20 protein-coding genes, 1 pseudogene and 1 other annotated feature are annotated in these 17,885 nt (G+C 44.3%); of the genes and pseudogenes, 4 read left to right on the top strand and 17 right to left on the bottom strand.

What is annotated here, in order from left to right; translation table 11 throughout:
• Nucleotides 1-174: 174 nt before the first annotated feature.
• A complete protein-coding gene (locus ACMX2I_RS07535) occupies nucleotides 175-1,629 on the top strand; it encodes an alanine/glycine:cation symporter family protein (protein ID WP_414956606.1) in 1,455 nt (484 codons plus the stop codon).
• Nucleotides 1,630-1,669: 40 nt separating this feature from the next.
• Here ACMX2I_RS07535 and ACMX2I_RS07530 read toward each other — a convergent pair whose 3' ends face one another.
• The 6 genes from ACMX2I_RS07530 to nadB form a co-directional block, all read right to left on the bottom strand.
• Nucleotides 1,670-2,392: a YebC/PmpR family DNA-binding transcriptional regulator gene (locus ACMX2I_RS07530; protein ID WP_414958308.1), complete on the bottom strand. Its 723-nt coding sequence runs from the start codon at nucleotides 2,390-2,392 to the stop codon at nucleotides 1,670-1,672.
• Nucleotides 2,393-2,493: 101 nt separating this feature from the next.
• Nucleotides 2,494-3,090 (bottom strand): YhcN/YlaJ family sporulation lipoprotein, encoded by a 597-nt coding sequence (locus ACMX2I_RS07525; RefSeq protein ID WP_414956605.1) that lies wholly within the window; start codon nucleotides 3,088-3,090, stop codon nucleotides 2,494-2,496.
• A 146-nt stretch (nucleotides 3,091-3,236) separates the two neighbouring features.
• The gene (safA, locus tag ACMX2I_RS07520) at nucleotides 3,237-4,424 is read right to left on the bottom strand and encodes a spore coat assembly protein SafA (protein WP_414956604.1); all 1,188 of its coding nucleotides are present in this window, start codon (nucleotides 4,422-4,424) and stop codon (nucleotides 3,237-3,239) included.
• A gap of 114 nt (nucleotides 4,425-4,538) precedes the next feature.
• On the bottom strand, nucleotides 4,539-5,645 hold the full coding sequence (gene nadA, locus ACMX2I_RS07515) for a quinolinate synthase NadA (protein WP_333517225.1): 1,107 nt from the start codon (nucleotides 5,643-5,645) through the stop codon (nucleotides 4,539-4,541).
• The gene (nadC, locus tag ACMX2I_RS07510; protein ID WP_414956603.1) at nucleotides 5,632-6,501 is read right to left on the bottom strand and encodes a carboxylating nicotinate-nucleotide diphosphorylase; all 870 of its coding nucleotides are present in this window, start codon (nucleotides 6,499-6,501) and stop codon (nucleotides 5,632-5,634) included. The genes nadA and nadC overlap by 14 nt, the downstream gene beginning before the upstream one ends.
• Nucleotides 6,455-8,047, bottom strand: a complete 1,593-nt coding sequence (nadB, locus tag ACMX2I_RS07505; RefSeq protein WP_414956602.1) for an L-aspartate oxidase — start codon at nucleotides 8,045-8,047, stop codon at nucleotides 6,455-6,457. The genes nadC and nadB overlap by 47 nt, the downstream gene beginning before the upstream one ends.
• 102 nt (nucleotides 8,048-8,149) lie before the next feature.
• Here nadB and ACMX2I_RS07500 point away from each other — a divergent pair, with 102 nt between their 5' ends.
• Both ACMX2I_RS07500 and ACMX2I_RS07495 read left to right on the top strand, forming a co-directional pair.
• On the top strand, nucleotides 8,150-9,337 hold the full coding sequence (locus tag ACMX2I_RS07500) for an IscS subfamily cysteine desulfurase (RefSeq protein ID WP_414956601.1): 1,188 nt from the start codon (nucleotides 8,150-8,152) through the stop codon (nucleotides 9,335-9,337).
• The gene (locus tag ACMX2I_RS07495) at nucleotides 9,297-9,839 is read left to right on the top strand and encodes a transcription repressor NadR (protein ID WP_414956600.1); all 543 of its coding nucleotides are present in this window, start codon (nucleotides 9,297-9,299) and stop codon (nucleotides 9,837-9,839) included. The genes ACMX2I_RS07500 and ACMX2I_RS07495 overlap by 41 nt, the downstream gene beginning before the upstream one ends.
• Nucleotides 9,840-9,863: 24 nt before the next feature.
• Here ACMX2I_RS07495 and pheA read toward each other — a convergent pair whose 3' ends face one another.
• From pheA to spo0B, 4 genes are read right to left on the bottom strand one after another with little or no spacing between them, the layout of a single operon-like run.
• Nucleotides 9,864-10,721 (bottom strand): prephenate dehydratase, encoded by an 858-nt coding sequence (gene pheA, locus ACMX2I_RS07490; RefSeq protein WP_414956599.1) that lies wholly within the window; start codon nucleotides 10,719-10,721, stop codon nucleotides 9,864-9,866.
• A 16-nt stretch (nucleotides 10,722-10,737) separates the two neighbouring features.
• Nucleotides 10,738-11,181, bottom strand: coding sequence for a transcriptional regulator ThrR (gene thrR, locus ACMX2I_RS07485; RefSeq protein WP_003222630.1), 444 nt, complete (start codon nucleotides 11,179-11,181; stop codon nucleotides 10,738-10,740).
• A 57-nt stretch (nucleotides 11,182-11,238) separates the two neighbouring features.
• Entirely contained in the window at nucleotides 11,239-12,525 is a 1,287-nt protein-coding gene (gene obgE / locus ACMX2I_RS07480) for a GTPase ObgE (protein WP_414956598.1), read from the bottom strand.
• A gap of 33 nt (nucleotides 12,526-12,558) precedes the next feature.
• Nucleotides 12,559-13,137, bottom strand: coding sequence for a sporulation initiation phosphotransferase Sop0B (gene spo0B, locus ACMX2I_RS07475; protein ID WP_414956597.1), 579 nt, complete (start codon nucleotides 13,135-13,137; stop codon nucleotides 12,559-12,561).
• A gap of 62 nt (nucleotides 13,138-13,199) precedes the next feature.
• Between spo0B and ACMX2I_RS07470 the strand changes: the two are divergent.
• Nucleotides 13,200-13,338, top strand: a pseudogene (locus tag ACMX2I_RS07470) (hypothetical protein).
• Nucleotides 13,339-13,456: 118 nt separating this feature from the next.
• Here the strand turns inward: ACMX2I_RS07470 and rpmA are convergent.
• The 7 genes from rpmA to minC form a co-directional block, all read right to left on the bottom strand.
• Nucleotides 13,457-13,741 (bottom strand): 50S ribosomal protein L27, encoded by a 285-nt coding sequence (gene rpmA / locus ACMX2I_RS07465; RefSeq protein WP_003152662.1) that lies wholly within the window; start codon nucleotides 13,739-13,741, stop codon nucleotides 13,457-13,459.
• Between the two features lie 12 nt (nucleotides 13,742-13,753).
• Nucleotides 13,754-14,092 (bottom strand): ribosomal-processing cysteine protease Prp, encoded by a 339-nt coding sequence (locus tag ACMX2I_RS07460; RefSeq protein WP_003229669.1) that lies wholly within the window; start codon nucleotides 14,090-14,092, stop codon nucleotides 13,754-13,756.
• 2 nt (nucleotides 14,093-14,094) lie between these two features.
• Complete coding sequence (rplU, locus tag ACMX2I_RS07455) at nucleotides 14,095-14,403, bottom strand: 50S ribosomal protein L21 (protein ID WP_087992308.1); 309 nt, start codon at nucleotides 14,401-14,403, stop codon at nucleotides 14,095-14,097.
• Between the two features lie 13 nt (nucleotides 14,404-14,416).
• Nucleotides 14,417-14,490 (bottom strand) — a sequence feature (ribosomal protein L21 leader region).
• Between the two features lie 57 nt (nucleotides 14,491-14,547).
• Nucleotides 14,548-15,411 (bottom strand): stage IV sporulation intramembrane metalloprotease SpoIVFB, encoded by an 864-nt coding sequence (spoIVFB, locus tag ACMX2I_RS07450; protein WP_414956596.1) that lies wholly within the window; start codon nucleotides 15,409-15,411, stop codon nucleotides 14,548-14,550.
• Nucleotides 15,404-16,198 carry a stage IV sporulation protein SpoIVFA gene (gene spoIVFA, locus ACMX2I_RS07445; RefSeq protein WP_414956595.1) on the bottom strand — a complete coding sequence of 265 codons (795 nt, stop codon included), beginning with the start codon at nucleotides 16,196-16,198 and terminating at the stop codon, nucleotides 15,404-15,406. Before spoIVFA ends, spoIVFB begins: the two co-directional genes overlap by 8 nt.
• 154 nt (nucleotides 16,199-16,352) lie before the next feature.
• Nucleotides 16,353-17,159, bottom strand: a complete 807-nt coding sequence (gene minD, locus ACMX2I_RS07440) for a septum site-determining protein MinD (RefSeq protein ID WP_087992312.1) — start codon at nucleotides 17,157-17,159, stop codon at nucleotides 16,353-16,355.
• A 1-nt stretch (nucleotide 17,160) separates the two neighbouring features.
• Nucleotides 17,161-17,841: a septum site-determining protein MinC gene (gene minC, locus ACMX2I_RS07435; RefSeq protein ID WP_087992313.1), complete on the bottom strand. Its 681-nt coding sequence runs from the start codon at nucleotides 17,839-17,841 to the stop codon at nucleotides 17,161-17,163.
• Nucleotides 17,842-17,885: the final 44 nt, after the last annotated feature.

The raw sequence follows: 17,885 nt of genomic DNA, 5'->3' as shown, positions 1-17,885 counted from the left end.
GACAATCCCTCTCAGTTTGCCTCTATAAGACAAACGTGGCGTTTTCTTTTTTTCCTTCCTCTTCTTATTGATAATTACCCGTCATATAATGTGACAAACCAATTGTAGAAATAGTTCGATTAGCCCAAAATCCTTTTTATACATGTATTCGAAATGAAGTGAGGAGGAAGCTTGATGGAAGATTTTGTAACGAGCTTAAATGCTGTCTTATGGAGTACGCCCGTTATTTATATTTTATTGGGAATTGGATTGATTTTTTCTATTATGACTCGTTTTTTACAAGTCAGACATTTGAAAGAAATGATTGTTCTGATGTTCAAAGGTAAGAGCTCTGAAGCCGGCGTTTCTTCTTTTCAAGCATTATCGATTGCGCTGTCCGGCCGAGTGGGAACAGGAAACATCGCGGGTGTGGCGACAGCAATCGCCTTCGGCGGACCCGGTGCGGTGTTCTGGATGTGGACGATTGCCTTTATTGGTGCGGCGAGCGCCTTTGTTGAATCAACTCTTGCCCAAATTTACAAAGTGAAACAAGACGGCCAATATCGAGGAGGCCCCGCTTATTATATAGAAAAAGGATTAGGCATTAAGTGGTTTGCCGTCTTATTTGCCGCTGCTGCCCTTATCGCAATGGCCCTTCTGATGCCGGGCGTCCAGTCCAACTCCATTGCGGTCGGCGTCAAAAATGCATTCGGCATCTCTCCTGTCATTACAGGCGGTGTTCTCGTTTTATTGTTAGGATTTATCATTTTTGGCGGCGTCAAACGTATTGCCAATGCCGCGCAAATGATTGTTCCGTTTATGGCCATTGGCTATATCCTGCTGTCTTTGATCATTATTGTCATGAATGTTTCTGAATTGCCTGCTGTGATCTTATTAATTTTCAAAAGCGCTTTTGCATTGGATTCCGCTTTTGGCGGCCTGATCGGCATGGCGATTTCTTGGGGTGTCAAACGAGGCATTTACTCAAACGAAGCCGGCCAGGGAACAGGCCCGCATCCGGCGGCCGCCGCAGAAGTTTCCCATCCGGTCAAGCAGGGGCTGGTTCAAGCATTTTCGGTTTATATTGACACCTTATTTGTATGTTCGGCTACAGCTTTCATGATCTTATTTACCGGCATGTACAATACCCAGACTGCAGATGGTTCTTTTATCGTACATCACCTTAAAGGCGTAGAGGCTGGACCTGGTTACACTCAAGCGGCCATTGACAATGTCCTTCCCGGATTTGGCGCTGGTTTTGTTGCCATCGCTTTATTCTTCTTCGCATTTACAACGATTATGGCATATTACTACATCGCAGAAACAAATATCGCCTATTTAGCCCGAGGCAGAAAAAGCAAATGGGCAATGTTTGGTTTAAAACTGATTATTTTAGCCGCGACGTTCTACGGAACTGTAAAAACCGCTTCACTTGCTTGGGCATTAGGTGATGCAGGGCTTGGCATTATGGTATGGCTGAACGTCATCGCGATTGTGCTGCTTGCCAGACCGGCGCTTCTCGCTTTAAAGGATTATGAGCGCCAAAAGAAGCGGGGCTTAGACCCCGTCTTTGATCCGAAAGCGCTGGGCATCAAAAACGCTGATTTCTGGGAGAAAGAATACACACAAGAAAATGAGCGTGTCTCTTGAATACACCAAAACGGGCCCGATATGACATCGGTCCCGTTTTTTATGAGCGGTAATTTGTATATACTTCTTGAACATCATCGTCATCTTCAAGAATGTCGATCAATTTTCCCAGCTTCTCAACAGCCTGATCATCGGCATCCGTATAGGTTTTCGGAAGCATGGTCACCTCTGCCGAAGAAATTGGATATGTCGATTCAAGGGCTGTTTTTACGTCTTCAAAATGCTCGGGCTCCGTTAATACCACATATTGATCTTCTTCTGCCTGCATCTCTTCTCCCCCTGCTTCCAGCACATCAAGCATGAGTTCATCTTCATCTATTTGATGTTCTGTACAGTCAATTGTCATAAATCCCTTCCTTTCAAATAAAAAGGACACACATCCACTTTCCCCCAGACTCCCGCCATTTTTATTAAATGCTGTCCGCACATTTGATGCCGTACGATTTTTGTTATCTGTTACACATTCAACCATAACAGCAATCCCTGATGGGCCGTAGCCTTCATAGGTGATTTCCTCATAGCTGCTTCCGTCTTGGTTCCCCGCGGCTTTTTTAATGACGCGGTCAATATTTTCATTCGGCATATTGGCGCCTTTAGCTTTTTCGATGACAAGACGCAATGCTGAATTCACTTCAGGATCAGCTCCACCTTCTTTTGCTGCCACATAAATTTCTTTCGCAAGCTTCATAAATATTTTCCCGCGCTTTGCATCCTGCGCATTTTTCCTTTTTTGTATGTTTTTCCATTTGGAATGGCCTGCCATGCTTTCACCTTCTTTTGACATTTTCTATGTACACTTTAATAGGTATTTTTCGCTGATGCAAAGAAAAAGGCTGCCGAATATTTTCCGGCAGCCTGTCACTCCTAGCGGGTGTTCATTTTATGCAGTCTTTTGAACAGCCCTTTATCTGTGGACACTTGAACGTCACGGTCATTCGCATAGTTGCGTGCGGCTTTTGTAACGTTATCCCTGTCGGACTTTGTGAATTCTCTGTGGCTTCTGATTGCGACAACTACTTTTTCATCCGTTACCATTACTTGTGTGTCATTGACGTTTTTTACTTGTTTCACACGGTTGGCAATCTTCGCAGCTAGTCTTCTGTTTTCTTGGTTGTCATATCCGTTGTTTGTCACGTTCCGATTCATGTTTCTGTTATTCGTGTTATTATATGTTCCATCAGTTGCCAAAGGAACGCGATCATCAGCAGTAACACCGTTACGGTTATTCACATTAGCAGTGTTTCGGTTACCGTCGTTCTGGTCCTCCATTAATTCAGTAACAGGACCATCGTTGTCGATTCCTTCTCCCTGTCTGTCAGCATCATTTTCATTTGTATAATATCCAATTGGACGGGTATTGCCGTTATTACGCGTATCATTCTGAGCATTATCGTTTGCTCCGCATGCTGTTAAGCCGGCTGTCATTAGAATCAAGCTCGCGATCGTCATTTTTTTACCCAATGGAAAAACCCCCCGTGGACGAATTGAGCATGTTTGCTCTGTTTTATCATGTGCGTTCGAGGGACATGTTAAGCTTGTCAGTTCTGTCCATTTGGCGGAGATCTGCGCAAAACAAAAAAAGGAACGATTTGCATCGTTCCGAATCATCACTCATTTTCTTCTTCCGGCCGGCCAAACATTTGGTTGACAGAAGGCTGATTCGACATTGGCATAGAAGCTCCGGCCGCATATGGATTTGGGTTTGGATTTGGGTTTGGATTTGGGTTTGGGTTAGCTGCGCCGTAAGGCATATAAGGGCTTCCATAAGCTCCAAGTCCCGAATAGTCAGGTGCAGAGAAATATGGCTGATGATCATCGTCACAGCCGCAGTCGTCAGGATCTTTGTACGGCATGTAGCCAGGGGCCGCAGCCGGCTGGTATGCTCCCATCACTTGAGGAGTGCCATAATGAGGGCCATACGGCATTTGTCCATACGGAGATCCATAAGCGGGAGATGCGTATTGAGGCGCTCCGTATGAACCGTAATGTCCGTGGTGGCTGTTTTCATGGTGCTGGTTTTCATATTGACCCGGATCATACTGAGGCGATACAAAGCTTGGCTGGTACCCGTAAGGCTGGACCATTGGGTAAGCTTGAGCCGGATAGTACGGGTAGCATAATCCTGATCCTGGAAGGACCGGTGAAATAGGGACCGGACACGGTACGAAATGAGCTGGATAATGATAATAAGGTTGAGCAGCCGGCATATTCGGAACTGTGTGATGAATATTTTCTTCTTCCATACCGCCTACCTCTGGCGCCTTTGGCATATTAGGCATATTCGGATAATTTGCATTTTCCATATTACTCATAGCCTCCTGTTGTGGAAATTGATCTTGCATGTGATGCATATGATCCATATTTCCATCATGATGTTTTTTCGGCTCCTCCGGTTTAGGAGGCGACCACGGCTGGAAAAGCTGTTTCGTATCATAATAATCGTTCACATCAGCTTCAGGATACACATCTTCCTGCAAATTAGGCATCGGCGGGACATACGGCACAGACTTCTTTTCTTTCGGCTTTGTGTCTTCTACGTCAACAACGGATTTAGGTTTTTCTTTCGCATATGGATGCTCTTGCTTCATACTCCCGGCCGAAGCCGGACTTTTGCCTGCTTTCGGCTCTTTTCTGACCGGGACAGCTTCAGACGGCACTTTTATTTTCATTCCAGGCATGATTAAGTCTGGATTGCTAAGCTGCGTATTGAGTTTCTTCACTTCCTCAATATCAACTCCGTACTTTTCAGCTATTTTCCAGAGCGAATCGCCTTTTTGAACGATATGGATTTTCAACGTTTTCCCCTCCTATGCAAAACGTGAACAGTTCAGCTGAGATTACAATATGTTTCTTCACAACATATGCCCGAACAAAAGAAGTTATGAGTCAGGAGGAGAAATATTTCTGATTTACGTAATCAAAAGCATACGATTCAAGGCAAGGAGGGCATCTTGCTGAATGGCTTTTGGCACTTTAATCACGCCTGAAGGTTCTCCTTTTTCTATTTGTTCTAAAGACCATAGCAAGTGCGGCAAATCGATTCGGTTCATTGTCAAGCACGGGCACATGTTCGGATTGAGTGATTCGACTTGTTTATCAGGGTGCTCGTGAATGATCCGCTGAACAAGATTCATTTCTGTGCCGATTGCCCACTTGCTTCCCGCCGGAGCCTGATTGATCGTATCAATAATATATTTCGTTGATCCGCTGTCGTCACTTAGCGTCACGACTTCATGTGAGCATTCCGGATGCACAATGATCCGAATGTCAGGGTCACGTTCTTTCACATCATGGATATTTTTTACGGTGAATTTTTCGTGAACAGAACAATGCCCTTTCCACAAAATCACTTTCACATTCTTATGCTCAGATTCAGCCGCTAATTCATCTTTTATCGGATCCCACACAGCCATATCCTCAAGCGCGATGCCCAGATCATAAGCCGTATTTCTCCCTAAATGCTGATCAGGCAAAAATAAAATTCGTTTTTTCTGTGTAAACGCCCATTCAAGCACCTTTTTCGCATTCGAAGAAGTCACAGTCGCTCCGCCATGCTTACCGACGAAAGCCTTGATCTCCGCAGTGGAGTTTACATAAGTTAAAGGTATGATCGTATCTCCGAATGTATGCTGAAGTTTCTCCCACGCCCTATTGGTCTGCTGCATGTCAGCCATGTCAGCCATAGAACACCCCGCTCTCATATCAGGCAGGATGACCGTTTGTTCCTCGCCTGTCAGCATATCAGCGGTCTCTGCCATAAAGTGCACACCGCAAAAAACAATATAATCCGCTTCTTTGTTTTTTTCCGCTATTTGGGCCAGCTGAAGGGAATCGCCTGTTTGGTCAGCAAATTGCACCACTTCGTCTTTTTGATAATGATGGCCTGGTATAAAGAGCCTGCTCCCAAATTTTTTCTTAATGGCTGCAACCCGCGTTTCCATATCCTTTCTTGACATTCCTTTATAACCTTCAGGCATCATATCATTCGATTGTTTGATCACATCAAGAATTGACATAAAGGCATTCCTCCATAGATTCATTTGATAATGTAACATCCATGCTGATATCTAAACTTTTGACGGAATGCGTCAGGAATCCTAATGAAATATAATCCACACCCGTCCCCTTAAAAGCAGCCAAAGATTCTAACGTAATTCCGCCTGAAGCTTCAGTTTTTATATGGTCCGGTGTGAGATTTGCAAAATGGCGGACCGTATCAGGCGGACAGTTGTCAAACATAATAACATCTGCTCCTGCTTCAATCGCTTCTCGCAGCTGTTCCTCCGTTTCAATTTCCACTTCGATATTTACCATATGCCCGGCGGCCTGACGCGCTTTTTGGCACGCCTCTTCAATAGAGCCGCATGCTGCAATATGATTATCTTTAATCATGATGCCGTCATACAATCCGAATCGATGATTATATCCGCCCCCGGCTCTGACAGCGTGTTTTTCCAGCATTCTCAGCCCCGGTGTTGTTTTTCTCGTGTCACAGATTTTTATCTGTTCGTCATCCAGCCGCCGTACAGCCCCGCTTGTCATCGTCGCAATTCCAGACAGCCTCTGAATAAGATTTAATACAACCCGCTCTCCTGAAAGAAGTACAGCCGCCGGACCGCGTAAAACGGCAATCACTTCCCCTTTTCGCAACATGTCCCCATCTGTTTTATGTACATGGATTTGAACATTTTCGTCTAATAAAGCAAAGCCTTCTTTTATCACCGCAGCTCCGGCAAAGATGCCGTCTGACTTTGCAACAATCTCCGCTTCACAGCTCTGTTCTCCAAAGATAGCCTGCGATGTTAAATCCCCCGTACCTATATCCTCAAGAAAAAAGTGATTCAGCAATTTTTTCAGCTGTAAATGATTCATTTCTCCAAATCCCCCCGTTTTTTCTAATCTTCGTTCCTTTTTTTGTGTGGACAATTTGTCTTCCTTGCCAGCGCTCATCAGCTTGAGGAAAATCGGTGCGAAAATGCGCCCCTCTGCTTTCCTCCCGCAAAAGCGCAGAAAACGTCATCAGCTTTGCAGTTTGCCATAAATGAGAAAGTTCCAGCTGCGGTATTGTGATATCCTTCACATTCACTTTTTGAAAAGGCAGCGTATGGAGCCAGATGCTCAGCTCAATCAGACTGCCTTTTTCTCGTAAGATAGACATGTGGCTTGTCATTCTGCTTTTCAATTCATACACCTCTGTATTCGGCACCTCGTAGACGACGGTTTCTGGAGATGATTGATATTGGCAGTTATAAACCGGTTTTTGCATAATATGCTCTGCTGTTCTTTTTCCAAATACCAGCGCCTCCAACAATGAATTGCTCGCAAGCCGATTGGCTCCGTGCAAACCGGTGCATGAGGTCTCGCCAATTGCATAAAGCCCCGGCACTGTTGTTTCTCCCCATCGATTAACAAAAATACCTCCCATCAAGAAGTGCATTCCCGGGGCAACAGGTATTTTCCCGCTTTGAATATCAACCCCTGCTTTTTCACATATAGCGGTGATGGTAGGGAAACGCCCTTCGAAATCAGAAATCGCACTGCAGTCGATAAAAACGCGGTTTCCTTTTGTCATTTCTTCGTGAATAATCCGTGAGACGATATCTCTTGGAGCCAGGTCACCCAAAGGATGCCGCCCAGCCATAACCCGGCGGTCGCGTTCATCAACTAAACATCCGCCTTCCCCTCTTACAGCTTCTGAAACAAGCCCATAGGAAACACCGTTTTTCACAAGCAGTGTCGGATGAAATTGAGTAAACTCTAAATCAGTTAATTCCGCTCCGGCCCGGTAAGCTAAAGAAAGGCCGTCACCGGTGACGGATGGATCGTTCGTATGGTGAAGAAACAGGCTTCCGCATCCGCCGGCCGCCAGCACCACTTCATCCGCATGCCTTACCTTGATCCGCCCCTGGCTGTCTTTTGTCATGACGCCGATACAGCGTCCGTTCTCCATAAGCAAATCTGCCGCTGTTTCATGCTCGATTAACTCGATTTTGCTGTTGATCTGTTTCAGCAAATACTCGACAAGCAGCCTTCCTGTTGCGTCTCCGCCTGCATGAAAAATGCGGTTGTACGAGTGAGCCCCTTCTCTGCCAAGACAAAGATCGCCTTGCTCATTTCGATCGAATGGAAATTCACTCTCCAATAAGTTTTGAATCATAATTTTTCCATCTTGCAAAACGTCTGCTGCAATAGCTAGATCGTTATGTCCGCAACCTGCATATAACGTATCTTCCAGATGGGCTTCAATCGAGTCACTCTTTGCATAAGCCGCAGCAATTCCGCCTTGTGCATAGACTGAATTACTGTTTTTGGCGCTTTTCTTTGTGATGACAGTCACTTCATATGAGGGCGGGAACGCTGACGCTAAGGAAAGTGCCGCCGCCCCTGAACCGATGACTACAACCGTCTTTTTAGACATATGCCACCCTCCTGTTGTTTACACCTGTCTTGACACCTATATTTACACAAGGATAAAATAAACTCAAGAGTTTTTTATGGAGAACGGATGGAGGACGACCGGATGATTTATTTAGATTATGCAGCGACAACGCCTATTTGTGAGGAAGCCCTTAACGTATATCAAAAGCTCAGTATGGATATGTACGGAAATGCAAGCAGCCTACATGACGCAGGAGGAAAAGCAAAGCACATACTGGAGTACTGCCGTGAAAAAATCGCTGACATCATTGGCGGAGATGCAAGTGGCATCTATTTTACCAGCGGCGGCACGGAATCCAATTTTCTGGCCATTCAATCATTGCTAAACGGCCTGCCAAAAACAAAAAGACATTTTATTACGACTGCCATGGAACATCAGTCCATTCACAACTGTGCCGCTTTTCTGAAACAGCACGGATTCGATGTAACAATCATTGAACCGAATGAATACGGTCTTATTACCGAGGAAATATTAGCAGCTCATATCCGCCCGGAAACAGGCCTAGTTTCTATTCAGCATGCCAATTCTGAAACCGGGATTATTCAGCCTATTCAACGACTGTCTTCCTATCTGCACGAAAAGGACATTCTTCTCCATTGCGACGCTGTGCAAACGTTTGGAAAAATCCCGATTCATACAGAACAACTGGGGGTGGCTGCACTCTCAGTGTCCAGCCATAAAGTCCATGGACCTAAAGGAGTGGGTGCGGTCTATATTCGGCCAGGAGTGCCTTGGAAACCCGTTTACCCTCTTAGCGCTCACGAACAAGGATTTAGAGCCGGCACGGTGAATGTTCCCGGGATCGGAGCCTTCACTGCCGCTGCAGAGCTGATTATAAGCGAAATGGATAAACAGATATCCCGCAATGAGACACTAAGAACATACTTTTTAGACCAAATCAGTACTCGGTCTCTCCCTGTAACCCTTGCGGCTGACACTTCACAAACGGAATGTCTTCCCCATATTGTCGGGTGTTTTTTTCACTCATTTGAAGGACAATATGTTATGTTAGAATGTAATCGGAGTAATATTTGCATTTCAACGGGCAGCGCTTGTTCTGCCGGTTATCACGGGCCGTCTGAAGCGATGAAAGCATTAAGAAAAACAGAACAAGAAGCCTTGCAATTTATCCGCATCTCTTTTGGAAGGCATACAACGGCTGAACAGCTGGATAAGTTATTACATACGTTTACAGCGCTTTGGGAACAAAAGAAAGGAGAATTTGATATTGACCGAAGAATTAAAGCTCATGGGCGCCAACAGGCGTGAACAGCTTCTTCTGTGGCTGAAGGAATCCGTATCACCACTGACAGGAGGAGAACTCGCAAAAAAAGCGAACGTTTCAAGACAGGTAATTGTTCAGGATATATCGCTCTTGAAAGCGAAAAATGAACCAATTATCGCCACAAGTCAGGGATATGTGTACATGGATGCAGCCGCTCAGCAACATCAGCAGGCAGAAAGAATCATAGCTTGTCTGCACGGTCCTGAACGGACAGAAGAGGAACTGCAGATCATCGTGGACGAAGGTGTTGCCGTAAAAGACGTAAAAATCGAACATCCAGTATATGGAGATTTAACTGCAGCCATCCAAGTAGGCACTCGGAAGGAAGTTAGCCATTTCATTAAAAAAATCAATTCTACGAATGCCGCCTATTTATCACAGCTGACTGACGGCGTGCATCTTCATACACTGACAGCACCCGATGAATATCGTATCGACCAAGCCTGCCAAGCACTCGAGGAGGCCGGCATTTTAATTAAAGATTAAAAAAAGCCCTTTACTGGGCTTTTTTTATAATTGGTAAGACTGATATGCACCAAGAAGCTTCACTTTACAGCCGAGCGCTTCGAGCTCCTGCATGGCACCTGGAATCAATACCTCATCAAACGCTTTCTCAATATCAACAATAAAGAAATAATGGCCTAATCCGGTTTTCGTCGGACGTGACTCAATCTTTGACAAGTTTAAGTTTCTCCAAGAAAATGCAGACAGCACTCTGTGCAGCGCCCCAGATTGATCATCCTGCGGAAGCATTACCATCAGTGTCGTTTTGGGCCTTGAACTCAATTTTGAATTCACTTCAAATGATATGTTTTCATCAGGAGACAGGATAACAAATCTTGTATGATTATCCTTGTAATCCTGTATATCTCGTTTCACGATTTTCAATTCGTATGTAGAAGCGGCCATGTCATTGGCAATTACCCCGATATTCAGCTCGGGATGGTCACTGACAAATTTCGCTGCCGCTCCGGTTGAATTAGCGTATTCATAAGGTACGGAAGGAAATTGACGATGGAGAAATTTATGGCATTGCGCGATCGCGTGTGAGTGCGAGTAAATTCTGTCGAGCTCTTTCCATGCATTTTCTCTTGAAGGATGGACGAGCAAGTGCTGATGAATCGGCAACGTCATTTCACCCACGATTGGCAAGGGCTGTTCATGTATTAAATAGTCTATCGTTAAATTGACCGATCCTTCTAATGCATTCTCTAAAGGAACAAAAGCGAAATCAACTTCGCCTGCAACTGCCGCATCTATACACTCCGGTATGGTGCGGTAGGCAACATGTTCGGCGCCGTTTTGAAAACAAGAACTAACTGCTAGATGTGTGAATGTTGCTGCTGGACCTAAATAACCGACTTTCATGACGATATTCTCTCCCTTATGCCCCTGAACCTAATATTTCAACCTTTTCTACAAAATCAAACTTCCTGAGTTTATTCATTAACGTATGAATGTCCTCTTCCATTGCAGACGTACTGATAGACAGTGTCACATTCGCCCTGCCTTGAAGCGGTATGGTCTGGTGAATGGAAAGAACGTTGCTTCCAGAATCAGCTACCGCCTGCAGGAGCTGAGATAACGCGCCTGACCTATCCTCCAAATGAAAGAAAAGTGTGATAATTTGTTCTTTAACCATAGTGTAGAACGGAAAAACAGCATCTCTGTATTTATAAAACGCACTTCTGCTTAAATCCACCTTTTGAACGGCATCTGCCACTGAATCTGCTTTTTTTCGATCAAGCAGCTTTTTGACTTCCAATGTTTTTCTCATCGCATCGGGCAATACATCTTCACGGACAAGATAAAATGTCTCCTCTTTCATTTGCATCCCCCCTTTAAAATAGAGAGCCTGACATCCAGGCTCTCCTCTCAGTCATCATTAATCAATAAATTCAAATTCGAATTCCAGAAGCCTGATAATATCTCCATCCTTGGCTCCGCGTTCTCTGAGCGCTTCATCAACACCCATTCCGCGCATCTGTCTTGCAAACCGTTTAACCGATTCATCACGGGAGAAATCAGTCATCTTGAATAACCTCTCAAGACTGTCTCCTGAAAGCACAAATACACCGTCTGGATCCCGTGTAATGTTAAATGGCACTTCTTCATTCTCCATCGTGTACATGACACGGTTTTGTGTAAGCTCTTCCTCGTCATACAGCGGGAATTCCGGCGTGTTCTCCAGCTGATTGGCGACTTCAAACAGAAGCTCGCGAAGACCTTCTCTTGTCACCGCACTGATTGGGAATACCGGGTAATCATCCGTCAGCTTTTCTTTAAAGGCTTCCAGATTTTCCGCAGCCTGCGGCATGTCCATTTTATTTGCAACGATAATTTGCGGACGTTCAGTGAGACGCAGATTGTACTCGCTCAGTTCCTGGTTAATCGTGACATAATCCTCATACGGATCGCGGCCTTCCAATCCGGACATATCAATAACGTGAACAATAACCCGCGTCCGTTCAATATGGCGCAAAAACTGGTGACCGAGTCCGACGCCTTGGTGTGCGCCTTCAATCAGTCCAGGCAAATCGGCTATAACAAAGCTGCGTCCGTCATCCGTTTCAACCATGCCGAGATTCGGGACAAGCGTTGTAAAGTGATAGTCCGCAATTTTCGGTTTTGCAGATGAGACAACAGACAGCAAAGTGGATTTTCCCACACTCGGGAACCCGACAAGGCCGACATCCGCTAGCACTTTTAATTCAAGAACAATATAACGCTCTTTTCCCGGCTCGCCGTTTTCTGAAAGCTGAGGCGCGGGATTAGCCGGCGTAGCAAAGCGGGTATTCCCTCTTCCTCCTCTTCCGCCTCTTGCGATGACAGCCTGCTGTCCGTGCTCTGTTAAATCAGCAATGACCTGCTTTGTATCATCATCTGTCACAACGGTGCCTGGCGGAACTTTAATAACCATATCATCGGCATTTCGCCCATGCTGGTTTTTGGACATGCCGTGCTCGCCGCGAATCGCTTTAAAGTGTTTTTTGTACCTAAAGTCCATCAGGGTGCGGAGACCTTCGTCCACTTCAAAAACAACGTCTCCTCCATTTCCTCCATCACCGCCGGCAGGGCCGCCCTTCGGCACATATTTTTCACGGCGAAACGCAACCATTCCGTTGCCGCCGTCGCCACCTTTTACATAAACTTTCACCTGATCTATAAACATAATGTCCTCCGTTCTAAACCGTTAAAAACTCCGCTAGTCCAACCCAATTTCAACCATACATTCGTGACTTGTGATTTCAAAACGCATGATATCAATGTCCACATATTCATTTTGCCGAATATCGTCAAAAGCAGATGAATCGGCAAAAGCGCCGTGAAAATCAAGATACAGAATGAGCTGTCTGTCAGGATGATCCGTTTGCAGTGAAACCGTTAAATGATTTTCGCTCTCTCTGCTGACTGCTTGATCAAACAGATAGAACAGCTTTCTCATCAGTTTCGTCAGCTTTTGATCATAAGCCGATAAATCCTTAATTTCTCCAAGAACTTCATATTCAAGCGTCATATAATGGGTTTTCCAATTAAACGTAAGAAAATCAAACGCCAAGTGCGGTGTTTTCAGGTTTGAGAGCTTTGATTCGTGCTTTGCGTCTATAACCATTTCTTCAATCATTTCAAAGACGCGGTCATACTTCTGCAAGCTTAAGTTTCCTTTAATCAGCTGCAGCTTATTCATCCAATCATGCCGGGAATGGGCAAGCAGATGAATCAGTTCATTTGTTAATGCCGTGTCGTTTATATTTTCTTCTTGTTTTTTTGAAACATCCTTCATTTTCGCACTCCCAATCATTTAATTTCTTATTTAGGAGTCTGTATAAGTGTGTATTATGAATTATAACAGAGAAGGCTTTATTAGAAAAACAATTGTTTTTCCCAGAAATATCATGTTCCTTTTTTTCTGGCTAAGGTTGATTTGCAGCCAGGCAGAACATTTTATGTATTACTGCTTGGGGAACATATCCAGTGGGTTTGAGACGTTTATTCTCATTCTTGGCGGGGTCTGCTCGCACATACTCTGCATTTCATTCTTGGTGTTTACTCCGCATTATTGCAAAAAAAACTCCAGTCATCGACCGGAGTTTTTTGAATCATTATTGAGCTACAGGATATACGCTCACTTTTTTGCGGTCACGGCCGAAACGTTCGAATTTAACAGTTCCGTCGATTTTCGCAAATAGAGTGTCATCTCCGCCGCGGCCCACGTTTTCACCTGGGTAAATTTTTGTTCCGCGTTGACGGTAAAGGATAGAACCGCCTGTTACGAATTGACCGTCAGCACGTTTAGCACCTAAACGTTTAGACTCAGAGTCACGTCCGTTCTTTGTAGAACCTACTCCTTTTTTAGAAGCGAAAAACTGAAGATCTAATCTAAGCATGTAGCTCACCTCCTATATTATGTTTGTGGTCACACGCAAGTTATCTTTGTAATCCCGTTCAATTGTCTCCAACGAAACAATCATGCCTTCAATCAACAGCTGAGCTTTTTGGCGCGCCTCCGGATCAAGTGATTCAGGGAATTCAAAGTAAAAATAACCCCCGTCCTCCCCTATATCAAGAAGCGGCTCGAAGCCCGCGAGCACAATGACTGCGTTAACAGCTCCAAACACAACGGCTGTTACTCCGGCACAAACAAGATCTTGTCCATGTTCAGCAAAATTCGCATGGCCTGTCATTTCAAAAGACAATATGCCTTTATCATGAGACCTTCTGATTGTTGCCTGAATCATGCTTACGCGTTGATTTTTTCGATCGTCACTTTAGTGTAAGGCTGACGATGACCTTGTTTTTTATGAACGTTTTTCTTTGCTTTGTATCTGAAAACAGTGATTTTTTTCGCGCGGCCTTGTTTTTCAACTTTAGCCGTTACTGTCGCGCCTTCAACTGTAGGGTTGCCGACTTTCACGTTGTCTCCGCCAACAAACAAAACGTCTTCAAAAGTAACTGTTTCACCTGCTTCAACAGCAAGTTTTTCGATGAAAACAGTTTGGCCTTCTTCAACTTTGATTTGTTTACCGCCTGTTTTAATGATTGCGTACATTCTCTGCACCTCCTATTAGACTAAGACTCGCCAGATACCAGGGGGCTTTAAGCTCTTAACACCTGTACTGAGCGGTTGTAGCAATGGTGCTACATCCATAACATTAAAAAATATACCAAAACACAAGACGTTTGTCAATCCATTTTAGTAAAGCAGCAGTTCTTCCATGGAGGAATTCGTCCGCTTATCGGCAAAATAAGCATGCAGCACTTCATTCTCGTCAAGCTGACTTAGTTTCTGCCCTGATTTCTCTATAATAATCGGATGTTTGCAGCCGCGCTTGAACTCGGCCATCACATGATAGACTTTGTCCTCTGCCTTTACATTGAGCGGCAGCAGTTTTTCGAGCTCACGGTTTTTTCCGTAATACCGTTCAAGCAGAAATCTCACATGGATATAGTGCCTTTGCCTGTATTCCTCAAACAAAGAAACAGCCAGAAAGACAAACAAAATCCATGCACTGATTTGCAGAGGAACCACAAATAAAACCCAACACCCAAGCAGCAGGCAGAAGCAGAGCGATGTTTTTAAATTCAGCCTGTGAGCTCTTTGAAAGGGAAGCTGCTTGGAAAACAACAAAAATAACAGCTTTCCGCCATCAAGAGGCCAGATCGGCAGCAGATTAACAAATAAAATAGAAAGGTTATAAAAGGTGAAGAGTTCAAAGGTATGCTGATGAATCAATGAGAATTCTGCAAACATCCAGGCTGCAAGCTGAAGCCAGATGTGCTGAAGAGGACCGGCAATAATCACCGCAAACTCTTCCTTTAACGGCCGATTCCCGTGCTCTTCCACTTCAACCGTCCCGCCAAACGGCAGCAAAAAAACTCGTTTGATTCTCCAAGAAAAAAACACGGCCAGAGCAGCATGCCCCAGCTCATGGATCAGCACAATCAGAAGCAGGCATAACAATGCTTTCATATGGCCTGTGACTAGCCCCAGCGCAGCGATAATCCAAAGAAAAGGATGCACATGTATTTTCAAGATAAGGTCGAGCCATTTATTCAAATGAAATCACCTGAATCGGATCAATAAATTTATCGCCGTCTTTCATGGCGAAATAATAGACCCCTTTATTATGATCATCCAGTTTAATCGAACCGAGCTTTTTGCCTTTATCTACAAAATCATATAACGCAACTTCGACATCTTTGAGCTTGCCATAAATACTATAGGTGTTGTCAGCATGCTGCACCTTAACTGTCAGTCCCGTCTGGCTGTCTTTGCTGACTTCAACTACATAGCCTTCTTTTATGCTATCAATTGTATCGCTGCTTGTTTCAACTTTAATCCCTTCCCCATTGTCCTGAAAATCCTGCTGCACTTTCCCGGATGCAGGCGCGATCAGATCTTGACCCACTGTGATCTGCTGTTCCTTATTTTTATGTTCAGGAGCCAGAAAAGCAAGCGGATTGCCAAATTTCGTTTCAAACCAATGGCTTGCTGAGGCAAATTGAAATTCAGTTTCGAAGGTTTTGGCAACGACGGGTTTAATCTGGCTGACGGGTCCAATATTCGTTTTATAGACTATGGCGGAAACGAGAACAAGGCAGGCTGACAGAAGACATTTTAGGATAATTGAATCTGTTTTAACCAAAGGGTGTTTTCCGTTGAATTTCGAAATATTATCTTCATAGACCGGAAGAGTTCCATGCTTTTCCTGATCCGTTACCATCACCCAAGACGGGGGTTTCTGCTTTTCAGAAACTGTCTGAGTAGAGAAACGTTTTGAGCCGGAATGCTGTTTTCTTCTTTTCTCTAATCGTTTTCTGATTTCATCTGCTCTGTGACTCATTGCCATCATCCTTTGCATTCGTTGGGTTTGTACATCATATGTCTTGTCCATGGCAAATATTCATTTTACTCTTACTCAAGCACAAAGCAGACAAAAACAAAAAAATCTGACACAGCATTTGCTTTGTCAGATTCTTCTCTTTGATTCTATCACATTAAGATCTTACTCCGAAAAACGACTTAATCTTAGCCATCATTCCTTTGTTTTGCTCTTCAAGCACCTGCAAAGGAACAGATTCGCCTAAAATGCGGCGGGCAATATTGCGATATGCAATGGAAGCGCGGTTTTTCGGGTCCATTGCAATCGGTTCGCCATGGTTGGAAGCTTTAATGACTTCATCATCATCAGCCACGATTCCGAGCAAATCGATCGACAAATGCTGTGCAATTTCGTCGATATCCATCGTGTCACCGTTTTTCATCAGGTGATTTCTGATTCTGTTTACAACGAGCCGCGGTGGTTCAATGTTTTCCTCTTGCTCCAGCAGCCCTATAATACGGTCAGCATCACGAACAGCTGAGATTTCAGGCGTTGTGACCACAATTGCTTTATCAGCTCCGGAAACGGCATTTTTGTATCCTTGTTCAATTCCGGCAGGACAGTCTATGATGACATAATCAAATTCCTGTTTGAGCTGTTGGACCATATTTTTAATTTGTTCAGGAGCAACAGCCGTCTTATCGCTCGTTTGAGCAGCAGGCATTAAATAGAGCAGATCATCGAAACGTTTGTCTTTTACGAGCGCCTGATGCATTTTGCATCTTTCCTCTACAACGTCTACAAGATCGTAAATAATTCTATTTTCAAGCCCCATTACAACATCTAGGTTGCGCAGCCCTATATCAGTATCTACTAAGCATACACGCTTCCCTAAAATGGCTAAGGCGGTACCGAGATTCGCAGATGTTGTCGTTTTACCTACTCCGCCTTTTCCCGAAGTTATTACGATAGCCTCACCCAATTCACATTCCTCCCTCAAGCCTTGTTAGATCAGGTCTTAAATGAGCCAAATGTTGAAGGCGTTCAATGACCATATTTCCGTCTGTATCTAAGTAAGCACATTCCATTTCGTTCCCTTTTTGAATGTGGTCTGGGGAGCGATTTAACACGTGATTGATTCTTAATTGTGTCGGCAGCATTTCAGAGGCGGCGATGACCGCTTGATTATTTCCGTTAAATCCCGCGTGCGCGACACCTTTCAATGAGCCCAGAACAAAAATGTTCCCTCCGGCCCTGACTGTTCCGCCGGGATTCACATCACCGATCAGAAGCAAGTCGCCTTTCACCTGCAGCACTTGGCCTGATCGGACAATTTTTGAAACAGAAATAATTTCAGCTTCCTCTTTCATACGCTGTGCTTCTTTTTTAGTAATGACTTCACTGTCAATAGAATGAACAAACAAATCCTTCTTTGACGCGATCAACTCGGTCAGCTGTTCCTCTTGCTCTTTATATAAAAAGCGATTTCCCAGCTTAACATGGACGCTGATTTTCTGGCCTTTACCATCCGTATATTGTTCAATTGACAGCATATTCTGAAGACCATCGAGAAGCTCATCAAAAGAACACGCATCATCCAGATGCAATGTTAACCCGTTCTTTGTTCCTTTTATTGTTACATATTGCTGCTTTTTGGTCTTCACAATATCACCTCAACAACATACTTATTTCGTCAAAAAAAGATAAA

The organism is Bacillus sp. SW14 (genome assembly GCF_047608225.1).
GTDB classification, from domain to species: Bacteria; Bacillota; Bacilli; order Bacillales; family Bacillaceae; genus Bacillus; species Bacillus subtilis_G.
This window is presented reverse-complemented; position numbering and strand designations above follow the sequence as displayed.

Bases quoted from the DNA above. Each gene is read 5' to 3' on its own strand.
- ACMX2I_RS07535 (WP_414956606.1), top strand. From the start codon at position 175: ATGGAAGATTTTGTAACGAGCTTAAATGCTGTCTTATGGAGTACGCCC.
- ACMX2I_RS07530 (WP_414958308.1), bottom strand. From the start codon at position 2,392: ATGGCAGGCCATTCCAAATGGAAAAACATACAAAAAAGGAAAAATGCG.
- nadA (WP_333517225.1), bottom strand. From the start codon at position 5,645: ATGTCAATTCTTGATGTGATCAAACAATCGAATGATATGATGCCTGAA.
- nadC (WP_414956603.1), bottom strand. From the start codon at position 6,501: ATGAATCATTTACAGCTGAAAAAATTGCTGAATCACTTTTTTCTTGAG.
- nadB (WP_414956602.1), bottom strand. From the start codon at position 8,047: ATGTCTAAAAAGACGGTTGTAGTCATCGGTTCAGGGGCGGCGGCACTT.
- ACMX2I_RS07500 (WP_414956601.1), top strand. From the start codon at position 8,150: ATGATTTATTTAGATTATGCAGCGACAACGCCTATTTGTGAGGAAGCC.
- pheA (WP_414956599.1), bottom strand. From the start codon at position 10,721: ATGAAAGTCGGTTATTTAGGTCCAGCAGCAACATTCACACATCTAGCA.
- thrR (WP_003222630.1), bottom strand. From the start codon at position 11,181: ATGAAAGAGGAGACATTTTATCTTGTCCGTGAAGATGTATTGCCCGAT.
- obgE (WP_414956598.1), bottom strand. From the start codon at position 12,525: ATGTTTATAGATCAGGTGAAAGTTTATGTAAAAGGTGGCGACGGCGGC.
- spo0B (WP_414956597.1), bottom strand. From the start codon at position 13,137: ATGAAGGATGTTTCAAAAAAACAAGAAGAAAATATAAACGACACGGCA.
- rpmA (WP_003152662.1), bottom strand. From the start codon at position 13,741: ATGCTTAGATTAGATCTTCAGTTTTTCGCTTCTAAAAAAGGAGTAGGT.
- ACMX2I_RS07460 (WP_003229669.1), bottom strand. From the start codon at position 14,092: ATGATTCAGGCAACAATCAGAAGGTCTCATGATAAAGGCATATTGTCT.
- rplU (WP_087992308.1), bottom strand. From the start codon at position 14,403: ATGTACGCAATCATTAAAACAGGCGGTAAACAAATCAAAGTTGAAGAA.
- spoIVFA (WP_414956595.1), bottom strand. From the start codon at position 16,198: ATGAGTCACAGAGCAGATGAAATCAGAAAACGATTAGAGAAAAGAAGA.